Origin of the sequence: Amycolatopsis sp. NPDC051373, assembly GCF_040689465.1 — a bacterium.
Classification (GTDB): domain Bacteria; phylum Actinomycetota; class Actinomycetes; order Mycobacteriales; family Pseudonocardiaceae; genus Amycolatopsis.
In genome coordinates this window covers 125,954-151,893 of sequence record NZ_JBFBAE010000013.1, presented here as the reverse complement: position 1 = coordinate 151,893, position 25,940 = coordinate 125,954, and the positions used below count along the sequence as shown (strand labels likewise).

21 protein-coding genes are annotated in these 25,940 nt (G+C 69.4%); 6 read left to right on the top strand and 15 right to left on the bottom strand.

What is annotated here, in order from left to right:
- Positions 1-19: 19 nt before the first annotated feature.
- The 6 genes from AB0383_RS25155 to AB0383_RS25130 all read right to left on the bottom strand — a co-directional run bounded on the left by AB0383_RS25155 (position 20) and on the right by AB0383_RS25130 (position 7,480).
- Positions 20-1,669 (bottom strand): DUF742 domain-containing protein, encoded by a 1,650-nt coding sequence (locus AB0383_RS25155; RefSeq protein WP_366188693.1) that lies wholly within the window; start codon positions 1,667-1,669, stop codon positions 20-22.
- Between the two features lie 3 nt (positions 1,670-1,672).
- Positions 1,673-2,098, bottom strand: coding sequence for a roadblock/LC7 domain-containing protein (locus tag AB0383_RS25150; RefSeq protein WP_364180285.1), 426 nt, complete (start codon positions 2,096-2,098; stop codon positions 1,673-1,675).
- 393 nt (positions 2,099-2,491) lie between these two features.
- Complete coding sequence (locus AB0383_RS25145) at positions 2,492-3,100, bottom strand: ATP/GTP-binding protein (protein ID WP_220244630.1); 609 nt, start codon at positions 3,098-3,100, stop codon at positions 2,492-2,494.
- Positions 3,081-3,845, bottom strand: a complete 765-nt coding sequence (locus AB0383_RS25140) for a DUF742 domain-containing protein (RefSeq protein WP_364180283.1) — start codon at positions 3,843-3,845, stop codon at positions 3,081-3,083. Before AB0383_RS25140 ends, AB0383_RS25145 begins: the two co-directional genes overlap by 20 nt.
- 27 nt (positions 3,846-3,872) lie before the next feature.
- Positions 3,873-4,331, bottom strand: a complete 459-nt coding sequence (locus tag AB0383_RS25135) for a roadblock/LC7 domain-containing protein (RefSeq protein ID WP_220247186.1) — start codon at positions 4,329-4,331, stop codon at positions 3,873-3,875.
- A gap of 14 nt (positions 4,332-4,345) precedes the next feature.
- Positions 4,346-7,480, bottom strand: a complete 3,135-nt coding sequence (locus AB0383_RS25130) for a nitrate- and nitrite sensing domain-containing protein (RefSeq protein WP_366188692.1) — start codon at positions 7,478-7,480, stop codon at positions 4,346-4,348.
- Positions 7,481-8,187: 707 nt separating this feature from the next.
- On the opposite strand from AB0383_RS25130, the gene AB0383_RS25125 reads away from it, so the two are divergent.
- Genes AB0383_RS25125 through AB0383_RS25110 form a run of 4 tightly spaced genes read left to right on the top strand, consistent with a single transcriptional unit; the run spans position 8,188 to position 11,623 of the window.
- Positions 8,188-9,150, top strand: a complete 963-nt coding sequence (locus tag AB0383_RS25125) for an ABC transporter substrate-binding protein (RefSeq protein ID WP_364180517.1) — start codon at positions 8,188-8,190, stop codon at positions 9,148-9,150.
- Between the two features lies 1 nt (position 9,151).
- On the top strand, positions 9,152-9,919 hold the full coding sequence (locus AB0383_RS25120; protein ID WP_364180280.1) for an ABC transporter permease: 768 nt from the start codon (positions 9,152-9,154) through the stop codon (positions 9,917-9,919).
- The gene (locus tag AB0383_RS25115; RefSeq protein ID WP_366188691.1) at positions 9,916-10,743 is read left to right on the top strand and encodes an ABC transporter permease; all 828 of its coding nucleotides are present in this window, start codon (positions 9,916-9,918) and stop codon (positions 10,741-10,743) included. Before AB0383_RS25120 ends, AB0383_RS25115 begins: the two co-directional genes overlap by 4 nt.
- Positions 10,744-10,765: 22 nt before the next feature.
- Complete coding sequence (locus AB0383_RS25110) at positions 10,766-11,623, top strand: ABC transporter ATP-binding protein (protein WP_366188690.1); 858 nt, start codon at positions 10,766-10,768, stop codon at positions 11,621-11,623.
- 52 nt (positions 11,624-11,675) lie between these two features.
- Here AB0383_RS25110 and AB0383_RS25105 read toward each other — a convergent pair whose 3' ends face one another.
- The 4 genes from AB0383_RS25105 to AB0383_RS25090 form a co-directional block, all read right to left on the bottom strand.
- Entirely contained in the window at positions 11,676-12,893 is a 1,218-nt protein-coding gene (locus AB0383_RS25105; protein ID WP_366188689.1) for an acyl-CoA dehydrogenase family protein, read from the bottom strand.
- A 44-nt stretch (positions 12,894-12,937) separates the two neighbouring features.
- Positions 12,938-14,521 (bottom strand): benzoylformate decarboxylase, encoded by a 1,584-nt coding sequence (mdlC, locus tag AB0383_RS25100; RefSeq protein ID WP_364180273.1) that lies wholly within the window; start codon positions 14,519-14,521, stop codon positions 12,938-12,940.
- Positions 14,522-14,607: 86 nt separating this feature from the next.
- The gene (locus tag AB0383_RS25095) at positions 14,608-15,510 is read right to left on the bottom strand and encodes a class I SAM-dependent methyltransferase (RefSeq protein ID WP_366188688.1); all 903 of its coding nucleotides are present in this window, start codon (positions 15,508-15,510) and stop codon (positions 14,608-14,610) included.
- Positions 15,511-15,836: 326 nt separating this feature from the next.
- Positions 15,837-17,477, bottom strand: coding sequence for a S53 family peptidase (locus AB0383_RS25090; protein WP_366188687.1), 1,641 nt, complete (start codon positions 17,475-17,477; stop codon positions 15,837-15,839).
- Between the two features lie 596 nt (positions 17,478-18,073).
- Between AB0383_RS25090 and AB0383_RS25085 the strand changes: the two genes are divergently transcribed.
- Complete coding sequence (locus tag AB0383_RS25085) at positions 18,074-18,667, top strand: sigma-70 family RNA polymerase sigma factor (RefSeq protein ID WP_366188686.1); 594 nt, start codon at positions 18,074-18,076, stop codon at positions 18,665-18,667.
- Positions 18,668-18,921: 254 nt separating this feature from the next.
- On the opposite strand, the gene AB0383_RS25080 is transcribed toward AB0383_RS25085, so the two are convergent.
- From AB0383_RS25080 to AB0383_RS25065, 4 genes are read right to left on the bottom strand one after another with little or no spacing between them, the layout of a single operon-like run.
- Positions 18,922-19,662, bottom strand: coding sequence for a GAF and ANTAR domain-containing protein (locus AB0383_RS25080; protein WP_366188685.1), 741 nt, complete (start codon positions 19,660-19,662; stop codon positions 18,922-18,924).
- Between the two features lie 36 nt (positions 19,663-19,698).
- On the bottom strand, positions 19,699-20,436 hold the full coding sequence (locus AB0383_RS25075; RefSeq protein WP_364180263.1) for a GAF domain-containing protein: 738 nt from the start codon (positions 20,434-20,436) through the stop codon (positions 19,699-19,701).
- Positions 20,437-20,493: 57 nt separating this feature from the next.
- On the bottom strand, positions 20,494-21,171 hold the full coding sequence (locus AB0383_RS25070; RefSeq protein ID WP_366188684.1) for a copper homeostasis protein CutC: 678 nt from the start codon (positions 21,169-21,171) through the stop codon (positions 20,494-20,496).
- Between the two features lie 15 nt (positions 21,172-21,186).
- Positions 21,187-24,060 carry a nitrate- and nitrite sensing domain-containing protein gene (locus tag AB0383_RS25065; RefSeq protein ID WP_366188683.1) on the bottom strand — a complete coding sequence of 958 codons (2,874 nt, stop codon included), beginning with the start codon at positions 24,058-24,060 and terminating at the stop codon, positions 21,187-21,189.
- 197 nt (positions 24,061-24,257) lie between these two features.
- Between AB0383_RS25065 and AB0383_RS25060 the strand changes: the two genes are divergently transcribed.
- Positions 24,258-25,223 (top strand): ABC transporter substrate-binding protein, encoded by a 966-nt coding sequence (locus AB0383_RS25060; RefSeq protein ID WP_366188682.1) that lies wholly within the window; start codon positions 24,258-24,260, stop codon positions 25,221-25,223.
- Here the strand turns inward: AB0383_RS25060 and AB0383_RS25055 are convergent.
- The gene (locus AB0383_RS25055; protein WP_364180255.1) at positions 25,220-25,867 is read right to left on the bottom strand and encodes a hypothetical protein; all 648 of its coding nucleotides are present in this window, start codon (positions 25,865-25,867) and stop codon (positions 25,220-25,222) included. The genes AB0383_RS25060 and AB0383_RS25055 overlap by 4 nt on opposite strands.
- Positions 25,868-25,940 lie beyond the last annotated feature (73 nt).

Sequence of the window (25,940 nt, the reverse complement as noted above, 5' to 3'; positions counted from 1 at the left end):
GTCGCGCGGCGCTCCCCCGTCAGAGGTTGCGCAGGCCCTGCAGGACGCGCTCCATGAAGTCGCGCGAGGAGCGGTCGCCCAGGACGAGTTCGGTTTGGTGGATGAGGACCAGGCCGATGTCGGCCATGTCGCCGACCAGGATTTTCACCACGCCGAGTGGCAGGTGGAGGTGGGCGGCGATCTCGGCGACCGAGCGGGTGTCCAGGCAGAGGTCGCAGATGCGGCGGTGCTCGATGGAGCGCACGCCCCGATAGCGGCGACCGTCGTCGCTGGTGGAGACGAGGGCTTCGAGGGCGAGGTTGTGGTCGGAGCGGGTGCGTCCGCGGGTGCGGGCGTAGGGGCGGACGCGGGATTTGGCCGGCTTTGCCGCTGGGGGCGGGTCTTCGCGGGACCACGTCTGTTCGGACTCAGGTGAGTACGGCTCGGCCGCGTACTGATCCTGTTGTGTCGCAACGGATTCAGCCGCGTACTGCTCGGCTTCAGGCTGGTACGCGGCAGGCTCGGGCGAGTACGGCTCAACCGGGTACGAATCATGCTGCGGCGCAACGGGTTCGGGCGCGCGGCGGCGGCCGGTGGTGCGCTCCGGGGGTTCGGCGAGGCGGTGCTGGTTGTCGGCCGGCGGGAGGTAGCCGACGTCGGCCGGGGTGGGGCGGTAGGGCCGATCGCGGTCGGCGGTGTCGACGGCGGCGCGGCGGCCACGCTGGTCCGAGTGCGAAGGCGCCACGACGGCGTGGCGGCCGGTCGACTCGGAGGCAGGCGCTTCGAAGTAGCCCGAGGAGTACTCGGTGGCAGGTGCCTGGTGGCGCTCGGCGGGGTGCGAATCCGGTGCGACAGCACGGGTGTACTCCGTCGGATAGTCCGCGTCAGCAGCAGGCAGCTGGTGGTAGCCAGCGGAATACGGCTCAGCGTGCTGGTACCCCGAGGCGTAAGGATCCGAAGCGGGAGCCTGGTGGTAGCCGGAGGGATACGGCTCAGCCTGCCGGTACTCCGAGGCGTAAGGATCCGCAGCGGAAGCCTGGTGGTACCTCGATGCGTAAGCATCCGCAGTAGGAGTCGGCTGGTACCCCGACGCGTACGCATCCGAAGCCGACACCTGGTGATAACCCGAGGCGTAGTCGTCAGCAGCCGGCGTCTGGTGATAACCCGAGGCGTACGCGGCATCCGAAGCAGGCGCCCGCTCGTAGCCGGCGGATTCCGGAACACGCTGGTACCCCGACGCATGAGCAGCATCCTGCTCGTACCCGGCCCCACCAGCCGGCTCTTCCACCGCAGCCAAATGCCGCCGCTCCGGAGCCTGGTAATAAGCCGAGTCCTCCGGAACCTGACGGTCCTCGTGCGTCAAGTACGACTCGGCGTCGTAGTACCCCGAGGAGGTCCCGGTCTCCTCCCAGTACCCCGACTCGCCGTCCTCGACCCACTCGTACCCGTCATCGTCGTAGTACTCAGAAGACGAAGAAGACGAAGACCCGGGAGAAGCAGGAACAGGAGCAACCGGACGAACAGGCGCAGGCGGCGGCACAGCGGAAGCAGCCGGCCGCCGGTGCGGCAGCATCGTCTTCAGCGTGCTCAGCTCGAAATGGCTCGGCGAGTCCACGCCTTCACGGTCGGTGCCCTTGTGCAGCGCGTCCCAAGCGCCCGTGTCCTGCTCGCCGAAGCCGGAGATCCTCATGTACTAACCACGCACCCCGCCCTGGAGCTGGGCGCGCAGTTCGGGCGTGATCTGCTGGCCGACGCGCTCCACGAGCAGCGTCATCTCGTACGCGACCGTGCCGATGTCGCACGTGGGGGCGGCCAGCACGGCCAGCGACGACCCGTCGGACACCGACATCAGGAACAGGTACCCGAGCTCCATCTCGACCACGGTCTGGTTCACACCACCGGCCTCGAAGCACCGTGCGGCGCCCTGAGTGAGGCTCACGAGGCCCGACGCGACGGCCGACAGTTGCTCGGCGCGCTCCTGCGGCAGACCTTCCGACGGCGCGAGCAGGAGACCGTCGGCCGACACCAGCACGGCGTGGGCGGCACCGGCTACCCGGCGCACGAAATCCGTGATCAGCCAGCTGAACGTGCCCTGGCCTTCCTGGCCGGAAACGGTCACTGTCCCTCCAAACTGGTCGAACACCGCCGAACACCGCCATGATCGCCGAGCGGGCGTGAAGAACCCGTTCCAGCGTATTCACCCGCCCGACCCTGTCGAGCCCGCGTCGGGCGAGCGCCCGTGCACTGTGCGTACTCATACGCACGCGCATCGCGCGAACCCATACGGGACCACGCATACGTGGGTCACTCGGTGGTGGCGCCGGCAACTGTGCGCAGCGGGGTGTCTGCGCAGGTCACCGGCCGTTCGGCTGCCCGTTCGGGCCTTGCCGGCCCCGACCGTACCGAAGAGCGGGCGGGGAGTCCTACCCCGGTCGGAGACACCACTCCCCGAAGCGGGTGAAGCACGTGGAGTTCACTCCAACGGCCGCACCCGGTTTCGGGTACTCGGGTTCTAGCCTGCCCTCAGTGCCGTGTCGTGAGCGATGGCGTGCTGCACGACCGAGATCAGCACCTGCTTGGCGGAGTCACGCTCGCGCGCGTCGCAGGCCATGATCGGCACCGACGGGGAGATCGTCAGCGCGTGCCGCACGTCTTCGATCTGGTGGTGCAGCAACCGGTCGAAGCAGTTGATCGCGACCACGTACGGCAGTTTCCGGTTCTCGAAGAAGTCGATGGACGGGAACGCGTCGGCGAGCCGCCGCGTGTCCACCAGCACCACGGCGCCGATCGCACCGACGGCGAGGTCGTCCCACATGAACCAGAACCGGTGCTGGCCCGGCGTGCCGAACACGTACAGCACGAGGTCCGAGTCGAGCGAGATCCGGCCGAAGTCCATGGCGACCGTGGTGGTCGTCTTGTTCGGCGTGGCCGAAGTGTCGTCGTGGCCGACACTCGCCTCGGTCATCATGGCCTCGGTGGTCAGCGGGTCGATCTCAGAAATCGCCCCGACCATTGTCGTCTTGCCCGAACCGAACCCACCCGCGACCACGATCTTGGCCGACGAGGTCGGACCTGTCACCTGCGGTGTGTTCGCGTCGGAGTCAAATTCTCCGAAGCCCACTGAGCACCCTTTCCATGAACTCGATACTGGGGCGGTCGCCCGAGGTCGTGCTGCTGCTCGTGTGCACCAGCACCAGTCCGAGACCCGCCACGTCACCAATGAGCACCCGCACGACGCCGAGCGGCAGGCGCAGCAGCGCCGCCACCTCGGCCACCGACCGGGTGTCGATGCACAGATCGCAGATGGACCGGTGCTCGGGCACGCGCACGCGGTCGAGCACGCGCCCCTGCTCGCTGGTCGAGACCAGTGCCTCGATCGCGAGGTCGTAGGTCGGCTTCGTCCGGCCGCGCGTGCGGAAGTACGGGCGCACGAGCCCGGACGTCTCCACCTCGGCCACCGGAGGTTCGTCCACGTACTCGCCCGCGGCCTGCTGCGGCAGGGCTTCGGCGAGCTCATTGGACGACGGTCCCGGCGAGCCGTCGCGCTGCGCGCTGAACGCCGCGAACTCCGCGGAGTCGTACAGCGGCCCGCTCGCGCCGCCGAACAGTTCGGCGCCCGGACCACCCAGGAGGCGGTCGCGGTACTCGCCGGTGATCGGCTGCTGCCCGGCGTTTGAGTCCGTCAGCCAGTTCGGCGGCTCCCGCACCGGGTCCGCGTCGGATCCCGTGGCGCGCCGGGCGCGCCACTCGCGGTCCACTCGATCCCGGAAGGACTTCCAGTCCTCCCGGCCATCTCCGGCCTCGGCCCAACCGCCGGTGAAATCGTCACCGAGCCGGCCATCGCCCCTCAAGCGCCCGTCGTCCACGGTCTGCTCCTGAAGTTCCCGATCCGCCTAGCGGCGGATCGCAGCGCCCTGCAGTTGCGCGCGCATTTCCGGCGTCAGCTGCTGGCCGACTCGTTCGACCAGCAACGTCATCTCGTATACGACGAGACCGATGTCGCTGTCCGGCGCGCCCAGCACCGCGAGGCACGAGCCGTCGGAGACCGACATCAGGAAGAGGAAGCCGTTGGCCATCTCGACCACGGTCTGCGCGACCGGGCCGCCTTCGAACACCTTCGCCGCGCCGCGCGCCAAGCTGGTCAGCCCGGAGGCGACCGCCGCCAGCTGGTCGGCCCGGTCCTTCGGCAGCCCCCGCGAAGCCGCGAGCAGGAGCCCGTCGGCCGAAACGACCACCGCGTGGGCCGCGCCCGGAACCCGGTGGACGAAGTCCGTGATCAGCCACGCGAAGCTGCCCGCCACGCCGCCGCCGGCCCTGCCGTTCGGCTGCGCCGAGCCGCCCCCCGGCTGCACTGCACCCGCCCGTGTCACTGTCGCTCCTCACTGCTGTCGCTCACATACCCGGACCCGGTGACTCGTACGCCTTCGTCGTCGAGCCGGGCTTCGTCGGCCGGCCGTTCCTTCAAACTGTGCCGTCCGGAGGTGTACCCACGCTGGAAGCTTGCCATCCTGTTGCGGGCCGCGGCGGCCGAGCGGGTGATAGCACCCGTTCCGGGCAGACCGGAAGTCGCGTCGGTGAACGAATTGTGCTGGTCATCCGGTGCGGAGTCACCGCCGATCGAGCCCGGCACGAGGTACGCGTTGGGCACCCGCTTGGGCAGGCCCGCCGGCGTGATCTCCTCGGCCTTCTTCTCCAGCAGCGACTGCGCGGCCTGCCAGCCCTCGTCCGACGCGCTGCTCCAGCCGTCGTCGGAACCGGGGTAGAGAGGCGTTGCTTCGATCGGCTCCTCCTCACGGCTGTCGAAGGCGCCGCCGATCCCGGCCGGCTCCTCAGCCGCCACCGAGGCAGCCGAGGATCCGTTGGCCGCTGCGGCCTCGCGGGCCCCGGCGGCTTCCCGTTCGACCGGAGCCTCGGCCGGAGCCGCTTCGGCTGCCGGGGCGCCGAGCTCGTCGGCTGCACCGGGTTCGCCGTCGTCGCTGCCCTCGCTGAACCACCGCGAAAGCACCGACTGGTAGATCGGCAGGCGCCGCGTGGGCACGTCGTCCTCGAGGGCCGACGCGCCGTCGTCCACGGCCGGCTCCTGCCGCTGCGGCTCCTCCGGCGCGACGTACTTCGGTTCGCGCTTCGGGAGCACCAGCGGCGGGAACTGGGTCTCCGCCAGGCTCGCACCATCCCCGTTGGGCTGCTGGGTGAGCGGGGCGAGATCCTCCGCCGTCGGCCACGCCGGCGCCTCGGGCAGCGACGCCTCCGGGCTCAGGAACGGCCCGGCAGCGCGGTTTCCGGCCACGAGGTCGTCGAGGCTGATCGGCTGGTCGAGCGGCACGAGGCCACCGTTGGACTGCGCCGGCACGGCCGGTGCGGGCGGAGCCGCGGGCGGTGCCGAAGGGAGCGGTGGCGTCGAGTCGAACTGCGAGTCGAACTGGTCGAACTGCTGCCGGTTGACCGGCGGCAGGCTCGGGTGCGAGACCTCGTTGCGGTTCAGCGGCGGCGGCGTGTGGCGCGGCATGGGGTTGGCCACGCGCAGCTGCGTGAGCAGCTCGGCCGGCACCACCACGCGGGCGATCACGCCGCCCTCGATGTCCTCGTTCTCGCGCAGCCGCACCTCGATGCCGTGGCGCTGGGCCAGGCGCGCGACCACGTACAGACCCATTCGCCGCGTCACCGACACGTCGAGGTCCGGCGGGTCGGCCAGGCGCTGGTTGACCTCGGCGAGGCGGTCCTCCGTCATACCGACGCCGTGGTCGGTGATCTGGATGGCCAGCGCCTTCTTGCGCGTGACGACCGCCCGCACTGTGACCTTCGTCTCCGGCTCGGAGAAGTAGGTCGCATTGTCGAGCAGTTCGGCGAGCACGTGCACGAGGTCGTGGATCGCGAGGCCCTGCACGGCGACCTCGGGGACGATGCCGACCTCGATGCGGGCGTACTGCTCGATCTCCGACACCGCGGCGCCGATCACGTCGGCCGCCGGCACCGGCTTGGGCACGGACTTCGCCAGGCCGGCGCCCGAGAGCACCAGCAGCGATTCACCGTTGCGCCGCAACCGGGTGGCGAGGTGGTCGAGCTCGAACAGGCTCGCCAAGTGGTCCGGGTCCTGCTCGTCGGCCTCGAGCCGGTCGATCACACCGAGCTGGCGTTCCACCAGCCGCTGCGACCGCCGCGAGAGGTTCACGAAGATGCCGTTGACGTTCTCGCGCAGCAGAGCCTGTTCGGCGGCCATCTTCACGGCCTGGCCGTGGACCACGTCGAACGAGCGCGCCACTTCACCGATCTCGTCGCGTGAGGTCACCGGCACCGGGTCGACGGCCTTCTTGGAGGCGTTGACCGGATCCGGATCGTCCAGAATGGACTGAACCGTCTCCGGCAGCCTCGTGTAGGCCACGTCGAGCGCCGTGGTCCGCAGCACGCGCAGCGGCCGCAGCATCAGGCGGGCGATCACGAGCATGAGGATCAGCGCCGCGATGAGGGCCGCGAGCACGATCACACCGCCGACCCACGCCGAGCGCACGGCCGAGCTGGCCAGGTCGTCGGCTTGGGTTCGCAGCTGCGTGAGCAGGTTCGTCTCGACCGCGCGCATCTTGTCGGAGGCGACGGTGCTGTCCTGCCCGAGCTGCGTCGGGTCGATGTTGAGCGCTTCGCCTTGCTGCGCGAAGGAGAACGCCTGCGTCTGGATGCGGCGCCGGTCGTCGACCTCCGGGCCCGAGACCGTGTCGGAGTACAGCTGCACCTGGTCGTCGGTGGCGTTCGCGAGGAACGCCGCGATCGACGCGTCGCCACTGGCTTCGGCGGCGCGCGTCTCGTCGAGGAGGTCGCCGGGGAAACCGTTGCGGAAGGCCGCGATCTCCAGGGCCGTGTCGCCGCGGAGCGTGAACTCCTTGGCCTCGCTGATGGCCTGCGTGCTGTTGCCCAGGCGCAGCAGGTCCCGGTCGGTGACCGCGGTGGTCACCTCGCGGCCCAGCTGGATCAGCGAGTTGAGGATCGAGGAGTAGGTGTCCAGCACCGCGACGTCCGAGTAGGAAGAGGAGCCCACGGCCGCGCGCAACGGGCGCAGCGCGTCGAGGCGCTGGATTCCGCGGGCGTACCGATCAGCGGTGGCCTGGTCATCGGGATTCAAGTTGACCAACGAGTTGCGCAGGTCCTCGACGTCGTGGTCGACCTTCGCGATCTGCGCGTCGAGCCCGGTCTGGCGCAGCGCGTCGCCGGAGGAGATCCGGGCGACGGCGAGGCTGCGCTCGCCCTGCAGGTCGTGGATGACCGCGGTCACCTTGCCCGCGAACGCGACCTGGTCCGCGGTGTGGCCGAGCTGCACGGCCTGCTGCGCGTCGTCCGCCACCCGCAACGCGCCGAGCACCAGCGCGGTGAGCGTCGGGATGATCAGGATCAGGGCGAGCTTCGAGCGAAGCCGCCAGTTGTTCAGCGCGAAGACCGAACCCCGTCGTGCGGGATTCGCCCCGCTTTCGCGCGCAGGGGCCCCTCCCACCCCCGCGGTGTCTTCGTTCGGCACCGCCGCATCACCATCTTCGTCCGGGCCCGAGGGACCTTGTGAGTTGAAGCCTGCCGTGCCCGCGACCACTACCCGCACGCTCCCGGCAGGCCGCCCGGCACCTCAGCGGCCCGGTCGGCCTGGGCCATTACACCCTTTCGGGGTAAAAGATCCACTTCCAGGTGCGGTTTCGCGCCGCCCTGGACGCGGAATCGGTTCAGTACTTGCATGGCGTTCGGTCCCCGCACTGGTCGATCACTGGTCCATTAGGCCTAAGCCACCAGTTCGCCGACGAGCGTCGGCCTGTGCAGAGTGCCTCTCAGCGAGGCTGACTCTCACTACATCGGTGGTCCACACCTCACACTGCCGGAGCAGAGGGTAGCGAACGACTCGGTGATTTGTAACCCTCTTGACAGCCGATCCAGAACACCCAAGTAGCGGATCAAGCCGATTCGTAGTTGGCTCCGACGTGCCGGATGATCTTCAACTCGACCACCTCGATCCCCTGATCGAGTGATTCGCGCCACTGTCGGACCGTTGATGAACACCCATTGTGATGGATGCGGCGCTTCTCTACAGTAGCCGCGTGACTCCGGACAATGAGCCACACCCACCAAACCCAGCACGGTCAACACCCATGTGACCTCATTCTCCAAGGAGTGGCATTGTTTGAAACAGCCGGGAGCAGCCAGGCAAGACTCGGGCGCCGTGGCTTCCTCTCCCTCGCCCTGGCGAGCGGCGTCGCACTGACCGCGAGCGGCTGCGGCCTGCTCGGGGGTTCGGACGACTCGGGCAGCACCAACGGCGCGTCGGGACTCGAGAAGACGAAGATCAAGGTCTCGATCATGCCGACGATCGACGTCGCGCCGTTCCACCTCGCCGTGCAGAACGGCTACTTTAAGGACGAAGGCCTCGAGGTCGAGTCCGTCGACGCCGCCAGCGGTGACGCGTCCGTGACGAAGCTCCTGTCCGGAGAGGTCGACGTCGCGTACGCGAGCTACACGCCGTTCTTCATCGCGAAGAGCAAGGGCAACGCGGACATCAAGTTCGTGTCCGACGCCTCCTCGGCCGGCCCGAAGAGCACCGAGATCGTGGCCATGCCCAACGGTTCGGTGAAGAGCGTGCGCGACCTGGCGGGCAAGAAGATCGCCATCACCGCGCAGAACACCATTTGCGACACCCTGACCAAGTCCGTGATGCGCGACAACGGCGTGGACTTCTCCAAGGTGCAGTGGGTTTCCCTGCCGTTCCCGAGCATCGGCGCGGCCGTGAAGCGCGGCGACGTGGACGCGGGCTTCCTCACGGAGCCGTTCATCACCGGCTCGGCGAAGACCAACGGCACCGTCCCGATCATCGACACCGCGACCGGTGCCACGCAGGACTTCCCGACTGCGGGCTACGGCTCGCTGGGCAAGTTCACCTCGTCGAGCCCGAAGACCGTGGCGGCGTTCCAGCGGGCGATGCTGCGCGCCACCAAGGAATCCGCGGACCGCTCGAAGATCGAGCCGCTGATGGTGCAGTTCTCGAAGGTCGACGAGGCCACCGCCTCGCTCACCGCGCTGCTCACCTTCCAGTCCACTCTGGACGCCCGTCGTCTGCAGCGCGTGCCGGACCTGCTGCAGCAGTTCGGGTCGATCCCGGCCAAGATCGACGTCGCGCAGATGATCGTGGCGCAGCCGAGCGCCTCCTGACGTGCGAATCGTTCGGAACCTGGTCGGCCTGCTCGGCTTCCTCCTGATCTGGGAGGTCGCCGTGCGGGCCGGCCTGATCGACCAGAACGACGTGCCGCCGCCCACGGTGGTGTTCGCGCGCATCGGCGAGCTGTTCGGCGACACCGAGTTCGTGCGTGATGTGATCGCGTCGGTGCTGGCGTGGCTGATCGCGATGGCCGTGTCCATCGCTGTCGCAGTGCCGGCCGGGCTGCTGCTCGGCAGCGTCCGCTGGCTGCGCGACGCGACCAAGGCGATCGTCGAATTCCTGCGGCCCATCCCGTCGGTGGCGTGGATCCCGCTGATCCTGATCGTGGTCGGCGGCGGGCCCGAGTCGAAGATCCTGCTCGCGGTCTACGCGGCGGTGTGGCCGATCCTGTTCAACACCATCTACGCGATGGCCGAGATCGACCCGGTGCTGATTGAGACCGCGCGCTCCTACGGCACGCCGAAGTCGCGGCTGCTGACCTCGGTGGCACTGCCGCACGCGGCGCCGTTCGTGTTCACCGGCATCCGGATGTCGGCGGCGATCTCGCTGATCCTGGTGATCAGCACGGAGTTCCTCGCCGGCGCGAAGCTGGGCATCGGGCAGTTCGTGCTCGAGGCGTCCTCCGGCTCCGGGCGGATGGACCTGGTGCTCGCGGGCACCGTCGTGGCCGGGGTGCTGGGTTTCCTCGCCAACGAAGGGCTCGAACGGCTGGGCAAGCGGCTGTTCCGCTGGAGCAGCAACGACGAAGGGGACGTCGCGTGACCGTCGTCGGCAAACCGGTAAGCGCCGCGCGCGGCCGCGTGAGCCGCGGCCTGAGCGGCTTCGCGCGCAAGTGGCTGCTGTTCGTGGTGCTCGTGGTGATCTGGCAGGTCATCACGCAGTTCACGGAAAGCGTGTTCTTCCCGTCGCCCACCAAGATCGTCGCGGCGGCGGTGAAGCTGTGGTTCTCCGGCCCGGCTTCGCACGTCTTCCTCGGCCAGGCGGTGTTCGACCACGTCCTGCCCAGCCTCGCGCGGGTGCTCGGCGGCTGGCTGCTCTCGGTGGTGCTGGGTGTCGCACTGGGAACAGCGCTCGGGCGCTCGAAGACCGGCATGGACTACGTGGGCCCGCTGTTCGCCTTCTTCCGCGCGATCCCGCCGCCCGCGCTGGTTCCGGTGTTCATCGTGTTGTTCCACATCGGACCGGGCATGCAGATCGCCACGATCATCTTCGGTTCGGTGTGGCCGATCGTGATGAACACGGTGGACGGCGTGCGTTCGGTCGACAAGGTGAAGGTGGAGACCGCGCGGGCGTTCCGCACGCCGCGGTTCTACTGGATCACCACGGTCGTGCTGCCGGCCGCGATGCCGAAGATCTTCGCGGGTCTGCGGCTCTCGCTGTCGATCTCGCTGATCCTCATGGCGATCTCGGAGCTCGTCGGCTCGCTCAACGGCATCGGCTACGCGCTGATCGCCGCCCAGCGCGCGTACGACTTCGACCAGATGTGGGCGTGGATCGTGCTGCTGGGCATCCTGGGTTACGGGTTCAACGCGGCCCTGCTCGCCGTCGAGCGCCGGGTGCTCAAGTGGCAGCCCGGCCGTCACTAGAACTTTCCGGAAGGTAGTCAGAATGTCGACCATGCTCGAGGTCTCCGACCTCAGCCACCGCTACGGCACGGGCGACAAGGCGCACGTCGCCGTGAACGACCTGTCGTTCACCGTCGAGGCGGGCCAGCTGGCGTGCATCGTCGGCCCTTCGGGGTGCGGCAAGTCGACGCTGCTGCGCGCGATCGCGGGCCTGCTGCCGCCGTCTTCGGGCACCGTGAGCCTGCACGGCGACCTGGTCACCGGCGTGCCCGACGACCTCGCCGTGGTGTTCCAGGACTACAGCCGCTCGCTGTTCCCGTGGCTGACGGTGGGGAAGAACGTCGAGTTCCCTTTGCGCTGGACCAAACTCGAAAAGGCCGAGCGGCGCAAGCGGGCCGCCGCGGCTCTGTCGGCTGTCGGTCTGGACGGGGTTGGGGCGAAGTTCCCCTGGCAGCTTTCGGGCGGGATGCAGCAGCGCGTGTCGATCGCGCGGGCGCTGGCTTCGCGGCCGGCACTGCTGATCATGGACGAGCCCTTCGCCTCCGTCGACGCGCAGACGCGCTTCGAGCTGGAGGACCTGCTGCGGCGCGTGCAGCGCGAGCAGGGCACCACGGTCCTGCTGGTGACGCACGACATCGACGAGAGCGTGTACCTGGGCGACCGGGTGCTGGTGCTGTCGAAGTCGCCGGCGTCGATCGTCGCCGATCTACCCGTGGACCTGCCGGCGGAGCGGGACCAGATCACGACGCGGGAGTCTCCGGAGTTCGTGACGCTGCGCGGCGAGGTGGCTCGGTTGCTGCACGGGCCGGCTTCAGCGGCGGTGGCGGACGAAGCCGAGCGTGAGCTGGTGGAGTCCGAGGTTGCCGAAGAGGCCGCGGTGAAGGCCGAAGCCAAGAGCTGAGGCTGTTCTTGCTGAACGGGGCACCCAGGCCTGGGTGCCCCGTTCTCGCGTCTCAGGCCTTCGCTCGCGAGTCCGGCCCGGTCTCGTCGGGGCCGATCTCCGGCAGCGTCCGCACGCCGAGCACGTTGGCGCCCACCAGCTTGCGCGTGGCGAGGTTGCCCATCGGCATGAACGTGCTCGCCTGCACGTCGCGCCACATCCGCTCGAACGGCAGCTTCTTCGTGTACGACATGCCGCCCAGCACGTCGACGAGGCGCTGCATCACCTGCACGGCGTTGTTGGCCGCCACGTACTTCACGACGGCGCAGCGGGCCACTCCGTCCTGCACGTCGCCGGTGAAGAGGCGCCGCGACATCACGTCTTCGGCGTGGCCGCGGATCAGCGCCCGCGAGCTGTCGAGCAGGATCTGGCACTCGCCGATCACGTCCTGCAGCACCGGGTCGCCCGTCTTGCCGCGCTTGCGCAGCGAGCGGACGGTCCAGTCGAGCGCACTGGCCGCGACTCCCGTGTAGACGGCCGAGAACGCCGGCATCGCCCACGACCACACGGTTTCCAGTACCCGCGCGTCGAGGTGCTTGACCGGCAGCGAGTGGACGACGGCGCTGTCCTCGACGAACACCTTGGTGAGCTCGACGTCGTTGCTCTGCGTGCCGCGCATGCCCATGGTGTCCCAGGTCTGGTGGATCCGGACCCCGGGCTGGTCGAGGGCGATCTGGCACAGCAGCAGCCGCGGGCCGCCTTCGGCGTCTTCGTAACGCGCGGTGGTGGAGCAGTGCGTGGCCACGGCCGTGTTGGTGGCGAAGCTCTTGCGGCCTGTGAGCTCGAACCCGCCCTCGACGCGGACGGCCTCGGTGTTCGAGTCCGTCATGTCGTTGCGCAGGCCCGTTTCACTGGTCACCGACGCCCAGATCAGCCGGCCCTCAGCCGCTTTCGTGAGCAACTCGGCCAGGCGCGGCGACTGCGTGCGCCGCCAGACGCTCGCCCACTGCCCCAGCGGCGAAAGGTGCATCGTGAACGCCAGCGCGGTGGCGCCGTCGCCCATCGCCAGACGCTCCAGCACAGGCAGGATCTCCGGCAGACCCGCGCCGAAGCCGCCCAGCTCCTCCGGCACGGACAGGCGCAGGAAACCCGCTTCCCGCAGGTCGTCGTAGTTCTCGTGAGGGAAGGAGTTCTCGCGGTCGTGCAGGCTGGCGCGCTCGGCGAAGACATCGGCGAGCTTGCCGGCCTGTGCGACGAGTTCCTGCTGTCCGGGAGTCAGTAGAGGCTGCACCCGGTCATCCAAACAGCGTCACCCGGTCGGGTCAATCGCGAAGATCAATACAGTTTCTGCGGATTCGGGTCCACCTTGACGTGCACGAGCGCGGGACCGTTTTCAGCGAGGGCTTCCGCGAGCGCGTCGCGCAGGTCGGCGCCTTCCTCCACGGTCCGCGCCGGCACGCCCATGCTCTGCGCGAGCTGCGCGAAGTCGATGCCGCCGAGCTCGGTGCCCGGCACCTTCTTGCCACCGGCCGACTCGCCGAGGATCCGCACGGCCGCGTACTGCGCGTTGTCCAGCACCACGAAGGTGACCGGCACGTTCTCGCGCGCGGCCGTCCACAGTGCCTGCACGCAGTACATGCTGGAGCCGTCGCCGAGGATCGCGACCACCTTGCGGTCGGGCCGCCCCAGCGCCGCGCCGACGGCCGCCGGGAGGCCGTAACCGAGCGTGCCGCTCGCGACCGTGAGGAACCCCGTGTCGGTGGACGTGATCGGCAGGTGGTCGTGGAGGCAGTTGCGGTGGCTCGGCGTCTCCTCGACGACGATCGCGTTGTCCGGCAACAGCTCCGCGACGGTGGCGTAGGCGAAGTCCGGCGAGATCGGCGTGGTTTCGGCGGGCTTGGCGGACTTTGCTTGCCGGGCTGGGATTTCCCGGCTCTTCGCGGTGACTTCTTGGGCGAGCGCCTGGATTGCCAGCTTCGGCGTGGAGCGGATGCCGGTGCCGTTGCCCGCCCGGGCGAGGATCTGCTCGTCGTCGCTCACGAGGTACAGCGGCGGCAGCGGCTCCTCCGGCTCGCCGCGGTACACGTGGTAGGTGAACGCGGGCGCGCCCAGCACCACCACGACGTCGTGCTCGCGCAGCGCCTCGGCCACCGCCTTGCGCTCGGGCTGCAGGAAGCCGAGGAACAGGTCGTGGTCCTCGGGGAACGAGCACCGCGACGACATCGGCGCGGCCCAGACCCCGGCCTTGAGCTTCTCGGCGAGCGCGACCACGTCCGGCACGGCGCCGTCCCCGTCCACACTGGCACCGACGACGAGGGCCGGGTTTTCCGCGTGGTCCAGGACTTTCGCGAGCTCCTGCAGCGCCGCGGGGTCGGGCGCGAAGCTCTGTGTCCTGCTGCCGACGGGCAGCGGCATGGTCGCCTCGGCGTCCCAGTCGTCCACGGGCACCGAGACGAACACCGGACCCTGCGGCGCCTGCGTCGCGATGTAGTAGGCGTGCGCGATCGCGGCCGGCACGTCCTGCGCCCGCGCCGGCTCGATGCTCCACTTCACGTAGGGCTTCGGGAAGTTCGCCGCTTCGACGGCCCCCAGGAACGGCTCGTCCGGCAGCAGCGAACGCGTCTGCTGCCCCGCCAGCACGATCAGCGGCGCCCGGTCGCGGAAGGCGGTGAACACGTGGCCCAGCGAATGGCCCACGCCACCCGCCGAGTGCAGGTTCACGAGCACCGGCCGGCGCGTCGCCTGCGCGTACCCGTCCGCCATCGCCACCACGGCCGACTCCTGCAGCCCGAGGACGTAGGTGAAGTCGTCGGGCCACTCGGTCAAGAACGCGATCTCCGTGGTGCCGGGGTTGCCGAACACCGTGGTCAGGCCGAGGTTCCGGAGCAGTTCCCGCGTGGCGTCGCGAATCGTGCGCATGATCCGGAGGTTATCCCGGCTCCCGGCGCGTTGTCTCACCCACCCGAGTGAACGTTGCGGGTGGTGTTCCCGGCCGGGAACGCCGGTCAGCGCGTGCCACTCACGTAGAGCACGTTGCTCAGGCGCAGGGAGTCGTCGTCGAGGGGCAGGCCGTTGGTGGAGAGGAGTTCCGCGATGGTGGCGCCGCTCAGCTCCCAGCCTCGACTGGTCAGGTAGGGACCCGCTTCGTTGCGCGCGCCGTAATAACGCACCTTCGCCATGTCGGTGTCGAAACCATGCTCACGCCAGCGTTGCGCGATCTGGTTCAAGCCGGCTTTGGTCTTCTCTTCGTCACCCGGCTTCGGGTTGGGCCGGCTCTCGGTGGCCACGCGGCTGCCCGGCGCGCTGAGCTCGGTGATGGTGTCCAGCAGCCGGTCCTGCGCCTCCGGCGGCAGGTACCCCAGCAGGCCCTCGGCGCTCCACGCGGTCTTTTCGGTCGCGTCGAACCCCTTGCCCCGCAGCGCGGCCGGCCAATCCTCCCGCAGATCAACCCCGACGACTCGGCGCTTCGCGGTCGGCTCCGCACCGAGTTCGCCCAGGGCCCGGGTCTTGAACTCGATGACCTCGGGCTGGTCGAGCTCGTACACGACCGTTTCGGATGGCCACGGCAGCCGATAGGCGCGCGAATCCAGGCCGGCGGCCAGGATCACGGCTTGCTTGATGCCCGCTTTGGTCGCTTCTCGGAAGAAATCGTCGTAGAACTTCCCGCGCACCTTGGCGACCTCGATCGCCACCCGCCCGACCAGGTCTCCCGGCGGCTCTTCGCCACTCGCCAGCCGCGTCAGCAGGTCGATGCCCACCGCCCGCACAAGCGGCTCGGCGAACGGATCCGCGAACAGCGCGCTGCCCTCGCGCGTCGCGATCGCCCTCGCCGCCGCGGCCATGGTCGCCGTCGCGCCGACGCTGGACGCGAGGTCCCAGGTGTCTCCGTCTCTCCGGGTGGAAGTCATGCGCCGCCTTTGCCTTTCCGTTAACCCACAAGCCTTCTCTTGCACCGGGGGCAGCCACCCTCCGACACAAACCCCCTCCCTAGGGGGGCGCGCCCATGTCCAGCCTATCGGCCACCCCCGACAAAAACCGGGCCGCAAGCCGTTGAGGCATCGAGTTGTCCACAACTCGCGATCGCTGTGGACAGCTGGGTCACAGTCGGCGGTCAGCCCAGCGGAACGCGGCAACCTTCGAGCCCTCCTTTCGGGCCTGGTGTCGCCCGCCGTAAACAGCGAAGCGGGCCCCTCCCAACCGGAAAGGGCCCCGCCGCAACGAAAAGAAGGAAAACTCAGCCGATCAGACCCGAAAGCCCAGTGCCCTTGAACGAGCCCCAGCCAGTCACCTGGTCATAACCCGTACCGGCCGTGAAACCGGTGGTGCCGTTGAAGGTGTTGTTGCCGGTGGTCACGTCGTGGAAGCCCGTGGAGTACGAGGAACCGTTGCCGATGCTGTAGAAGGTCGGGTTCAGGTTGCCGAGCGAGCCGCCGTGGACCTGGTTCTGCAGGGCGGTGAAGGCGGCCCACAGCGGGGCCGCGCCGGAGGTGCCCCAGACGTTGCCGCTGCTGCCCTCGCTGACGATGGTGTACGCGGAGCCCGAAGCGGCGTCGCCGGCCACGTCGGGGACCTTGCGCTTCGTGGTGCTCTGGTGCGACTGCCAGGACGGCGCGTTGAACAGCGTCGAGATGCCGCCGCCGCCGGCGCCGGCCGAGGCGCCGTCGTTCCAGGCCTTCTCGCTGCTGTAGGCGTTGGTCGAAGTCACGGTGAGCTGGGTGCCGCCGACGCCGGTGACGTTGGGGCTCGACGCCGGGAAGTCGACGGCCTTCGACAGGCTGCCGGTCTGGCGGGCGCAGTCGGTGGTGCCGTCGTCGCCCGCGGCGGCGAAGTACGTGATGCCCTCGGCGGTGCCGGAGGCGATCGCGTTGTTCACGCTGTTGGCGGCCGACGAACCCTCAGCCGGCTCGCACGAGCCCCACGAGATGGAGACGACGTTGACCCGCGCGTCCGACGCGATCTTCTGGTACATCGCCAGCTCGCCGGCGTTGGAGTTCGGGGCCTCGTAGACGTACGAGCTCACCTTCGACGCGAGCGCGTGCACGACCTCGATGTCCAGGTCGACCTCGACCTCGCCGTCGCCCGGGCTCGAGTCGTAGTTGGCGCCGCTCACCGGGACGGTGGTGACAGTGCCGCCGGACAGGCCGTACTTCGAGTCGTAGCTGGTGATGTCGGACTTGCGGTAGCCGTCGAACTCGACGAAGCCGACGTTCACGCCCGAGCCCGTGGCCGAGAGGCCGCTGGTGGAGTACGCCGTCTTCAGAATGCTCGGCGTCACGGCCTTCACGACCTTCGGAGCGGCGGTGGTGGCCGAGTGCTCCTTCACGGCGTGGTTGTCGAGGCCGACCACGGCCTGCACCACCGAGGAAACGGAGGCGGGCAGAGCGGGGGCGGAGTCGTTGGCGAAGAACTTGCGACCGTTGGTGGTGTCGGTGTAATTGCCGAGGCGGGTGTGGAATGTCGATTCAAGCTGTGCGGCCGAACCGGTGAACGTGATCGCCTGCCGGTTACCGGAAACCTCGATTCCCTTCGCGCCGTTTTGTTTCAGGAATGAAACGGCCTTCGCCACGTCGGCCTGCGTTGGGCCGAATGCCGTATTGAATTGCTCCGGAGTGAGGAAGTGGTCGTACTGCGGCGAGGCCGGGTTCTGGACGTCGGAGAGGAACTGCTGGAGGGCCTGCTGGTTGTGCAGCTTGAGCGACAGGGCGGCGTTGATCTGCTGACCAGCGTCGACGTCGCCACTGCGGGCGCTTGACGCGAGCGGCGCGGTGTTGGCGCTCATGGTGATCAAGGGATCGGCGTGGGCCACGCCGGCCAGGGAAAGGCACAGCAACGCCGGCAGCGGGACCGCTGCGGCGACGAGCTTGCGCAAGCGCATGGCAATTCCTCTCAAACGGTGGGGGACCTGGCCGAAACACATCGTGTCCCGACCCGGGAAGGAGCATAAGCCGCCGAGGAACCTACTTTTGGCTGAGCTTTTCACAGTCCGTTTATGTTTCACGGAAGCAATTTCGCGACGTTTATGGCAGTACCGATCGGTAACTCCCGCATTGCCGCTTTACTCGTTATTGACGCTTTTGTCGGATCCTTCGCCGGTTGCCCGATGAGCCTCCCGGCCCTGGCCAGACGAGCCATCCACGGCTAGGGATGGCGCCCAGGCCAACGCGCGGCACATCGAACCCGACGACGGCAGCGTCGACGCTTTCGCTCGCGAACTCGGCCGGGCCGGAAGGGCGAAGTGCTTCGTCTGGCGGCTCCGGGGAATACCTCTGGCCGCGCGGAATCCCTTTGACGTCTTCGTGGAAGGCGCGAAGACACGCGAGTGCCCGAGGTCGTTTTGCATTGGACAATCCGGGCCCTGCGGAGCAGGCTTTCGTTCGGCCCGCGAAGCGTCCCCAGTCCCCGGTTGTCTAGCGCGCTCTCCCGTCGCGGCACTCCGGTCCGGCGGCCCGCTCGACCTGGGAAACGATGTGAATGGCCACCGACGAGCGCGCGCCCTCGCCGCGTCCGGACAGCCGGCTCGTCGCGGCTGCCGTGGCGGGCGATCGCGCCGCGGTGGCCGAGCTCGTGAAATTCTTACGTCCCTTCGTGCTCCGTTATTGCCGCGGCCGGCTCGGCATGCGCGGAGCCGACGGGGGCGCCGAGGACTGCGCGCAGGAGGTGCTGCTCGCCGTGCTCGTGGAGCTGCCGCGCTACCGCTACGAGACCGACAGCTTCCTGCCGTTCGTGTTCGGCATCGCGGGCCACAAGGTCGCCGACGAATTCCGCCGCCGCTCCCGCAACCGCGCCGACCCGGTCGCCGACGCGGGCGACGAAGACAGCCCCGGCCCCGACGAGTTCGCCCAGACCGATTCCCGGCTGCAGATCGAGGAGTTGCTGGGCCACCTGCCGCCGGAGCAGCGCGAGCTGCTGACCCTGCGCGTCGTCCTCGGCTACTCGGCGGAGGAGACGGCGGCCGCGCTGGGCCTGCCGAGCGCCGTCGCCGTGCGCGTGAGCCAGCACCGCGCGCTCACGAAGCTGCGTCGCCTGATGCACAACGGGCCGGCGCCCAAAAAGAAGGACGACTGACCCGTCAACGCCGGCTCCAAGCCCGGTGATGCGAGAGCCTTCGGATCAGCCGCACACCCACCACAAGCGGGTGCGCCGCGATCGAGGAAACCCCTCGCCGATTCCTCGAGCGCACACCAAAGCTGATCCGCACGGCCATCACGCGCCTCCCCGCACCTGCCGGACCGGAACCGATTTCCGCCGGGGTCCAGGACGAAGTAACCGACGTTAGCGCCGAAACGCCGCCGTGCACTCCACCGACCGGTCGAAACGTTTCAGTGCACGGGCGGCGTTTGGAACAGCTCGCGCGCGCTCTCGGACCGGTTCACGACGTCGGCCGCCACCGCGCTCAGCTTGCGGCTGGTGCGCCGCGCGAACCGCCGCAGCAAGGCGAACGCCTCGTCCGTCTCCAGGTTCAGCCGCTCCGCGATGAACCCCTTCGCCTGTTCGATCACGACCCGGCTGCTCAACGCGGTCTGCAATTGCTCGACCAGCACCTCGTGCTGCTGGATCGTGCGCGCCTGCAGCAGGCCGATGGTCGCGACGTCGACCATCGCGCGCGCGATCCGCAGGCTTTCCTCCGACAGCTCGCCGGGGCCTACCGAGAAGAGGTTCAGCGCGCCGATCACCTCGGAGCGCAGCAGCATCGGCAGCGCATGCACCGCGCGGAACCCGTGCCCGAGCGCGGCCGCGGCGAACGACGGCCAGCTCCCGGTGTCGCGAGCCAGGTCGGGAACGGTCACGGAGCTACGCTGCCGGTATGCGTCGAGACAAGGTCCTTCGTCTCGCTGGAGCTGGAAGAGCTCCAGCATCCGTACCTGCTCGTTCGAACTCGCGACGAGCTGCAGGTCACCGGCCGGGCCGGCGACGAGGAGCCCCGCTGCGTCGATCGGCAGCAGCTCCACGCTGCGCGCCGTCAGCAGGTGCAGGAAGTCGATCACATCGAAGTCGTCCGTGAGCGTGTCCGCCAATTCGACGAACGTGTCGACCAGGCGTCCGTCAATCACCGGCACCATCTCCCACCACACCACGCCACGCACAACACGCGACCATCATCGGGTTCCCCCCTCGCGTTCGAACCTAAACCGTCTGGCCACTACATCTGCCGCAACTTCCGATAGGGGACGCTGCTCGGCGAACGCCCGCGCGCGCAGTGCGGCAAATGCGTCGTCGAGACTCACGTCGAGTTGCGCCGCGACCATGCCGGTGGCCTGGTGCACGTACGTGGATTTCAGCGAGAGGCCGACGGGTTCCGTATGCGCCGCACCGGACTGTTCATCAAGCAGGAGCAGGAGCATTAGTTCACCGTAGGCCAGCGCGTCGGCCAGCAGAACCGGTTCCAGCGGAGCTGGGTCCTTTCGGTGGAACACAAGTGTCCCGACATCAATGAGACCGACGCGCAATGGCAGCACGAACTGGGCGTGGACGCCCGCCTGCACGGCGAGCGGAGCGTACAACGGCCAGCGGCGCGACTGCTCGGCGCCGTCGAAGTCACCCACGAGTACCGGCGAACCGAGTTTGCGGGCACTGCGCATCGGTCCCTCCCCGACCGTGGTCTCGAGCTCGGCGAGCACTGCGGCGAGGTTGTCGGTCGCCACCCTCACTTCCTGTGTTCCCGGTCCGGTATTAACCAACAAACAGCCACCCTCAACACCGAGCCACGAGACCGCCGATCGGCACAAGATCGACACGTTGACATCGCTGCGCAGCCGCCGCGCCTGCTCATTGACCCGCTTCCAGGCACGAGAAAGTGCGGTCTCGTTGCTTCGCCCGTGCTGACTCGCCTCCACAGCCCGCGCTTTCGGCTCGATTACCCGGATGCCCCGGAGAACTGCCGAAACTTTAGCTCAGCCCCTGACCAATTCGGCCCACTCGCGAACGGCGGCGACACCTACGGGGGACCCCCAGCCATCCGGGCGAACGGCGCTGCCGACGTGGAACCCGCGGACGCCCCCGGCGCGCAAGAGGTGCACCTGCTGCGCTCTCAGGCCACCCCCGACGAGCAGTGCGGGGCCATCAGTCCGCCGCGCGAGCTGCTGCAACACCGACAGCCCGCTGCCGACACCGTGCGGGCTGCCCGCCGCCAGCACCGTGTCGCAGCCGAGCTCGGTGAGCACGTCGAATGCGGCGAGCGGGTTGTGCGCGCGATCGATCGCGCGGTGAAAAGTCCAAGGCGAGCCGTTGATCTCCTTCAGCAGCGCTTGGCACGCGTCGATGTCGATCTCGTTGTCCTCGGTGAGGAACCCGAACACGAACTCGCGCGCACCGGCGGCCACAAGCTTGGCGGTGTCGGCGCGCAGCGCGTCGAGATCACCGGCAGCGAAACCGGCGCCACCACGCAGCATCACGCGCACCGGCAAGTCGGTGGCGGCGAGCACGTCGCGCACCGTCTGCTCCGAAGGCGTGAGCCCGTCCTGGGCCATGTCCGCGACCAGTTCGAGCCGGTCCGCCCCGCCTTCCTGAGCGCGCTGCGCGTCTTCCGGCCCCAGCGCGATCACTTCCAGCAGGGCGGTCTTCGAGCTCATGGGTCATCCGTTCGATCAGGTCGTGGGGTTCTCGTCCCCCCGGGCGTGGCGACCACGCCTGAACCCGCCTTGAAGGCTCGTCATCCGCTCGCGCACCGCTTCGGGGGAAAGCGAGAGTATCGGCCGCTGCTCGGGCACCTGCCCGGGGCTGGCCTCCATGCCGTCCTCGCCGTCTTCCCCGCCTGCGTTTTCGACATCGGAGACGCGCAGGAACGGCCAGGTTTCCTCTGCGCCGTCCTCCTGCGCCAGCTCGTCCGACGTCGGCCATTCCGGCGGGGAGGGGTTCTCGTCGGGGTCGGTGGTGGGGAACTGCTCGGCCGGGAACGCGGGCTCGACGTAGCCGGGTTCCGGCGCGGCGCGGGCGTGGCGCGCGGGTTGCTCGGGTTGTGGGAGGGCTTCCGGAGCTGGGGGTTCCGGCACTGGTTCCGGCTGCGGTTCCGGCCGGCGTACCGGCTGCGGTGCGAGTCCGCGTTCCGGCTGCGGTGCGAGTGCCGGCTGCGGTTCCGGCCGGCGTACCGGCTGCGGTTCCGGCCGGCGTTCCGGCTGCGGTGCGGGTTCCGCCACCGACAGCGGTTCCGGCGGCGCGGGCGCGCGTCCCTCGGGCGGCGGCGCGGCGGCGTCGAACCACCGCGACAACACGTCCCGGTAGGCCGGCATGCGTTCGGTGGGCGCGTCGAGATCGAGATGCGACCGGTCCTCGGGCGCCGGCCACGGCGTGCTCTCCACCACCGGCGCGCGCCGCGGCGGGCCGGGCTCCAGCACGGGAACGATCGGCGCCTCCGCCGGCGGCTCGGGTTCTTCTTCCTCGACGACGGGCGCCGCGACCAGCGGAGCGAGCGGCGGCAGCAGGTCCGGAGCCGGTTCAGGTTCGGCGGCGACGGGCGCGGGCGGCTCGGGCAGCGGCGGCGCGTCGACGATCAGTTGGGTGGGCACGAGCACCGTCGCGGTGATGCCGGTGCCCTCGGCCAGCCGCAGCGAGACGTCGATGTGGTGGCGCTGAGCCAGCGTCGCGACCACGTACAGGCCCATCCGGCGCGAGACCTCGACATCGACGTCCGGCGGGTTGGCCAGGCGCGCGTTGGTGCGGTCGATCTCGGCCTGCGGCATGCCGGCGCCGCGGTCGGTGATCTCGATGCGCCAGCCGCCGTCTTCGGTTTCCGCGCTCTCGACGGTGACGCCTGCGCGCTCCGAGGAGTAGCGCGTGGCGTTCTCGAGCAGCTCGGACACCACGTGCACGAGGTCGTTCACGGCCTCGCCGCGCACCGCGAGCGTCGGCGCGGAGCCGAGCTCGATGCGCTGGTAATCCTCCACTTCGGACAGTGCGGCGCCCACGATCTCGTCGGCCACCACCGGCCCGCTGTCCTCGCGCACGAGGTCGGTGCCCGAGAGCACCAGCAGGTTCTCGCTGTTGCGGCGCATGCGCGTGGCGAGGTGGTCGAGCTCGAACAGGCCCGCGAGCGTGTCCGGGTCCTGCTCACCGGCCTCCATGCGGTCGAGCACGGACAGCTGTCGTTCGACGAGATCTTGGCTTCGCTGGGAGAGGTTGACGAACATCGAGTTGACGTTCTCGCGCAGCATCGCCTGCTCGGCCGCCAGCCGCACGGCCTCGCCGTGGACCGCGTCGAACGCGCGCGCGACCTGGCCCACCTCTTCGCGCGTGAACACCGGCACGGGCGCGACGGCCGCGCGGTGGCGCAGGTTCTCCGGCGCCGGATCGGGATCGGTCAACAGCCGCTGGACGGCCTCGGGCAGCCGGTGGTCGGCCACGTCCAGCGCCGTGCGCCGCAGCACGCGCAGCGGCCGCAGCAGCGAGCGCGCGATGACCACGGACAGGATGCCGGCCACGAGCAGCACGGCGAGGACCACGCCGCCGTCCCAGATCGTCGACGTGCGGGCGCGCGCGGCGAGCGAATCGGTCTGCTCCTGGAGCTGCACGAGCAGCGCTTCCTGCACCTGGTGGGCGAGGTTCACGGTGTAGGTGGCGGCGGTGTCCCACTGGTTGGGGTCCAGACCTTGCAGCGACTGGCCGTTCTCCGCGCGGGTGAGGGCCGATTCGACCATGTCGTTGCCGATGTCGACGACGAGGCCGATCACCGTGTCGTCGTACATCCGCTGCTGGTCGGGCGAGGCGAAGGTGCGGTAGTCGTTGCGGGCCGCGTTGAGCTCGGCCTCCGCGCCGAGCAGCGCGCGCGTGCGGTCGCGGTTGAGGCTGCCCTCGGCGAGCGCCTCGGACATGATCGCGCGCTTGACCGACATCTGGTCCTTGATCCGCGCGAGGGCGTTGCCGGCCAGGCGAAGCCGGGCGAGATCGGGATCGGACACGTCGGCGGCGGCCATGTCGCTGATGTCGAGCAGGCCGGAGATCAGTTCGCTGTAGGAGCGGAGCACGGCATCGGCGGGGAACGCGGAGTGCTCGGCGGAGTAGCGCAGGCCGCTGAGCACGCGCAGCCGGTCGTCACTCTGCTGCAGGCTGCTGGCAGCCACGGCGTCGAGGCGCGGCTTGCTGTCGGCGAGCGTCTTCTCGAACGTGCCGATCGCCTGGTCCACGCGCGTGCGCTGGCCCGTGAGGTCGGTGGTGGCGCCCTGGCGGTTGCCGGCGACGAACCGCACCGTGACGTCGCGCTCGCGCTGCAGCTGGTGCAGGACCTCGGCCACGGTGCTGTCCACGCGGCCGCGGGCGGCGAACTCGGCGAGCTGCTGGGCGTCGCGCAGGTCCGTGCTCACGCGCAGGCCGACGAGCCCGATCACGGCGAGCGCGGGAATCAGCAGGACGACGAAGAGCTTGGTCCGCAGGTGCCAGTTGCGAAGGCGCCAGCGGCCCCCGACCTGTCTGGCGGCAGCGGGATCCGTCGCGTCGCCCGTTCGGGGACGCTGGTCGCGACGGCTCACCTAAGCTTCCTTTTCCACCGCGGCACCTCATCCGCGGACGACATCGGGGGTGTCCGAATCGAGTCTACTCGGCAGTAACTTGGCTCGATCGGATCGGGAAGCCGCACTGGCGGGGTCACGGCCCTGTCGGGGATCGTATGGGCAGCGGCCCATACGATCCAGCGTGATGCCGAGATTCTCCCGGTAGGTGAGAGCGGATGAACGTGCGTGCACTGGTGTTGCCGCTGGTGGCGGTCTTGCTGGCCATCAGCGGCTGCTCGCTGTTCGATTCCGGTGACGCAGCGGCGCCGGCGCCATTGGAGCGGACCACTCTGCGCGTGGGCGTCGGCGGGCCGATCGACACCGCGCCGCTGCGCATCGCGGCGGCCGCCGGGAAGTTCCGCGAGGCAGGGCTGAACGTGACGCTCGTGGACCTCGGGACCCAGGACGGCCTGGCGAAACTCAACTCCGGGCAGCTGGACGTGACGTTCGCCAGCGACGTGTCGCTCTTCCGCGCCGCCAACGCCGGAACCGCGTTGCAGCTGCAAGGCGAGGCGTACACGTCGGGCAACAACACGATCGCGCTGGTGACGCTGCCGGACTCCGACTACACCGAGCCGACGGCGAAGAAGTCGCCGAAGATCGCGGTGGACGATCTCGACGACATCGGCGCGTTGACCGCGCGTTCCGTGCTCGCGACCGCGGGCGTCGACGCGGCGAAGATCCACTTCGTGCCCAAGCCTTTCGACCGGATGCCCGACGCGCTGCAGTCCGGCGACGCCGACGCGGCGCTGATGGTGGAGCCGTACATCACCCGGGCGGAGAAGGAGCTCGGCGCGCAGATCCTCGCCGACGGGTCCAGTGGCGCCACCCTCGACTTCCCGGCTTCGGGCTACGCGGCGACCGGCGCGTTCGCGCGCGACAACCCGCGCACGCTGGCCGTTTTTCGGCGCGTGCTCATGCAGGCGCAGCAGACGGCCGCCGACCCGGCAATCGTCCGCGACGCGCTGCCCACGTTCTCCGACATCGACCCGACCACGGCGGCGCTGATCTCGCTGGGCACCTACCCGACCACGTTGTCCGGCATCCGGCTGCAGCGCGTGGCCGACCTCATGCACACCTCGGGCCTGCTCCCGAGCCGGCTCGACGTGCAGGCGATGCTGCCGGAGGAGGACCAGCCCTAGATGTTCTCGCCGGCGGGCTGCAGGCAGACCGTGCGCTCGGGTGGGCCGGCGTAGACGAGGGCGGTGTCGGCGGCGCCGCACGAGTCCTCGTCGCTGCTGCCCTGGTGGACGACCGCGCGGGCCTCGGCGTCGGGGTCGCTGCAGGTGACCTTGCTGATCTCGGCCTCGTCGTCGACGTCGCGCAGGCAGTCGCCGGACGAGACGTTGAGCGCCAGGCACAGCGTCTCGCGCGGTGCGCTGGTGCGGCTCGAACTACTGGAGCTGCTGGTGCCGCGGAAGAGCTGGAAGCGCACGTAGTCGCCGCCGTGGCAGCTCGAGGTGCCGTCTTCGACGTCGTCGACGCGGTAGGTGGCGCGCTGCTCGGAGCAGCTCACGCCGTGGTAACTCTGCGTGCTGACGCTCTCGTCGGACAGGTACAGGCAGCTGCCGGCCACCGGCGTGCCCGATGAGCGGGCGATCGCGGCCACGCCGAACGCGGCGAGCACGCCCACGCCGAGCGCCACCACGATTCCAGCTGCGACCAGCACCTTCGCGGTGCTCGAGAACGCTCGGGGCGCGCCAGGCCGAGGCGGCTTGAACGAGCCGGTGCCCGGCGGCTGGAACGGGTTGGCGGCGGACGGCACGCCGAACGGTGGTGTGGTCAAAGGTCCCCTCCAGCTTTTCCTGCCGATCATCTTGGCACCCGGACGGCCGCGACGGGAGGGGACGGCTCGGGGG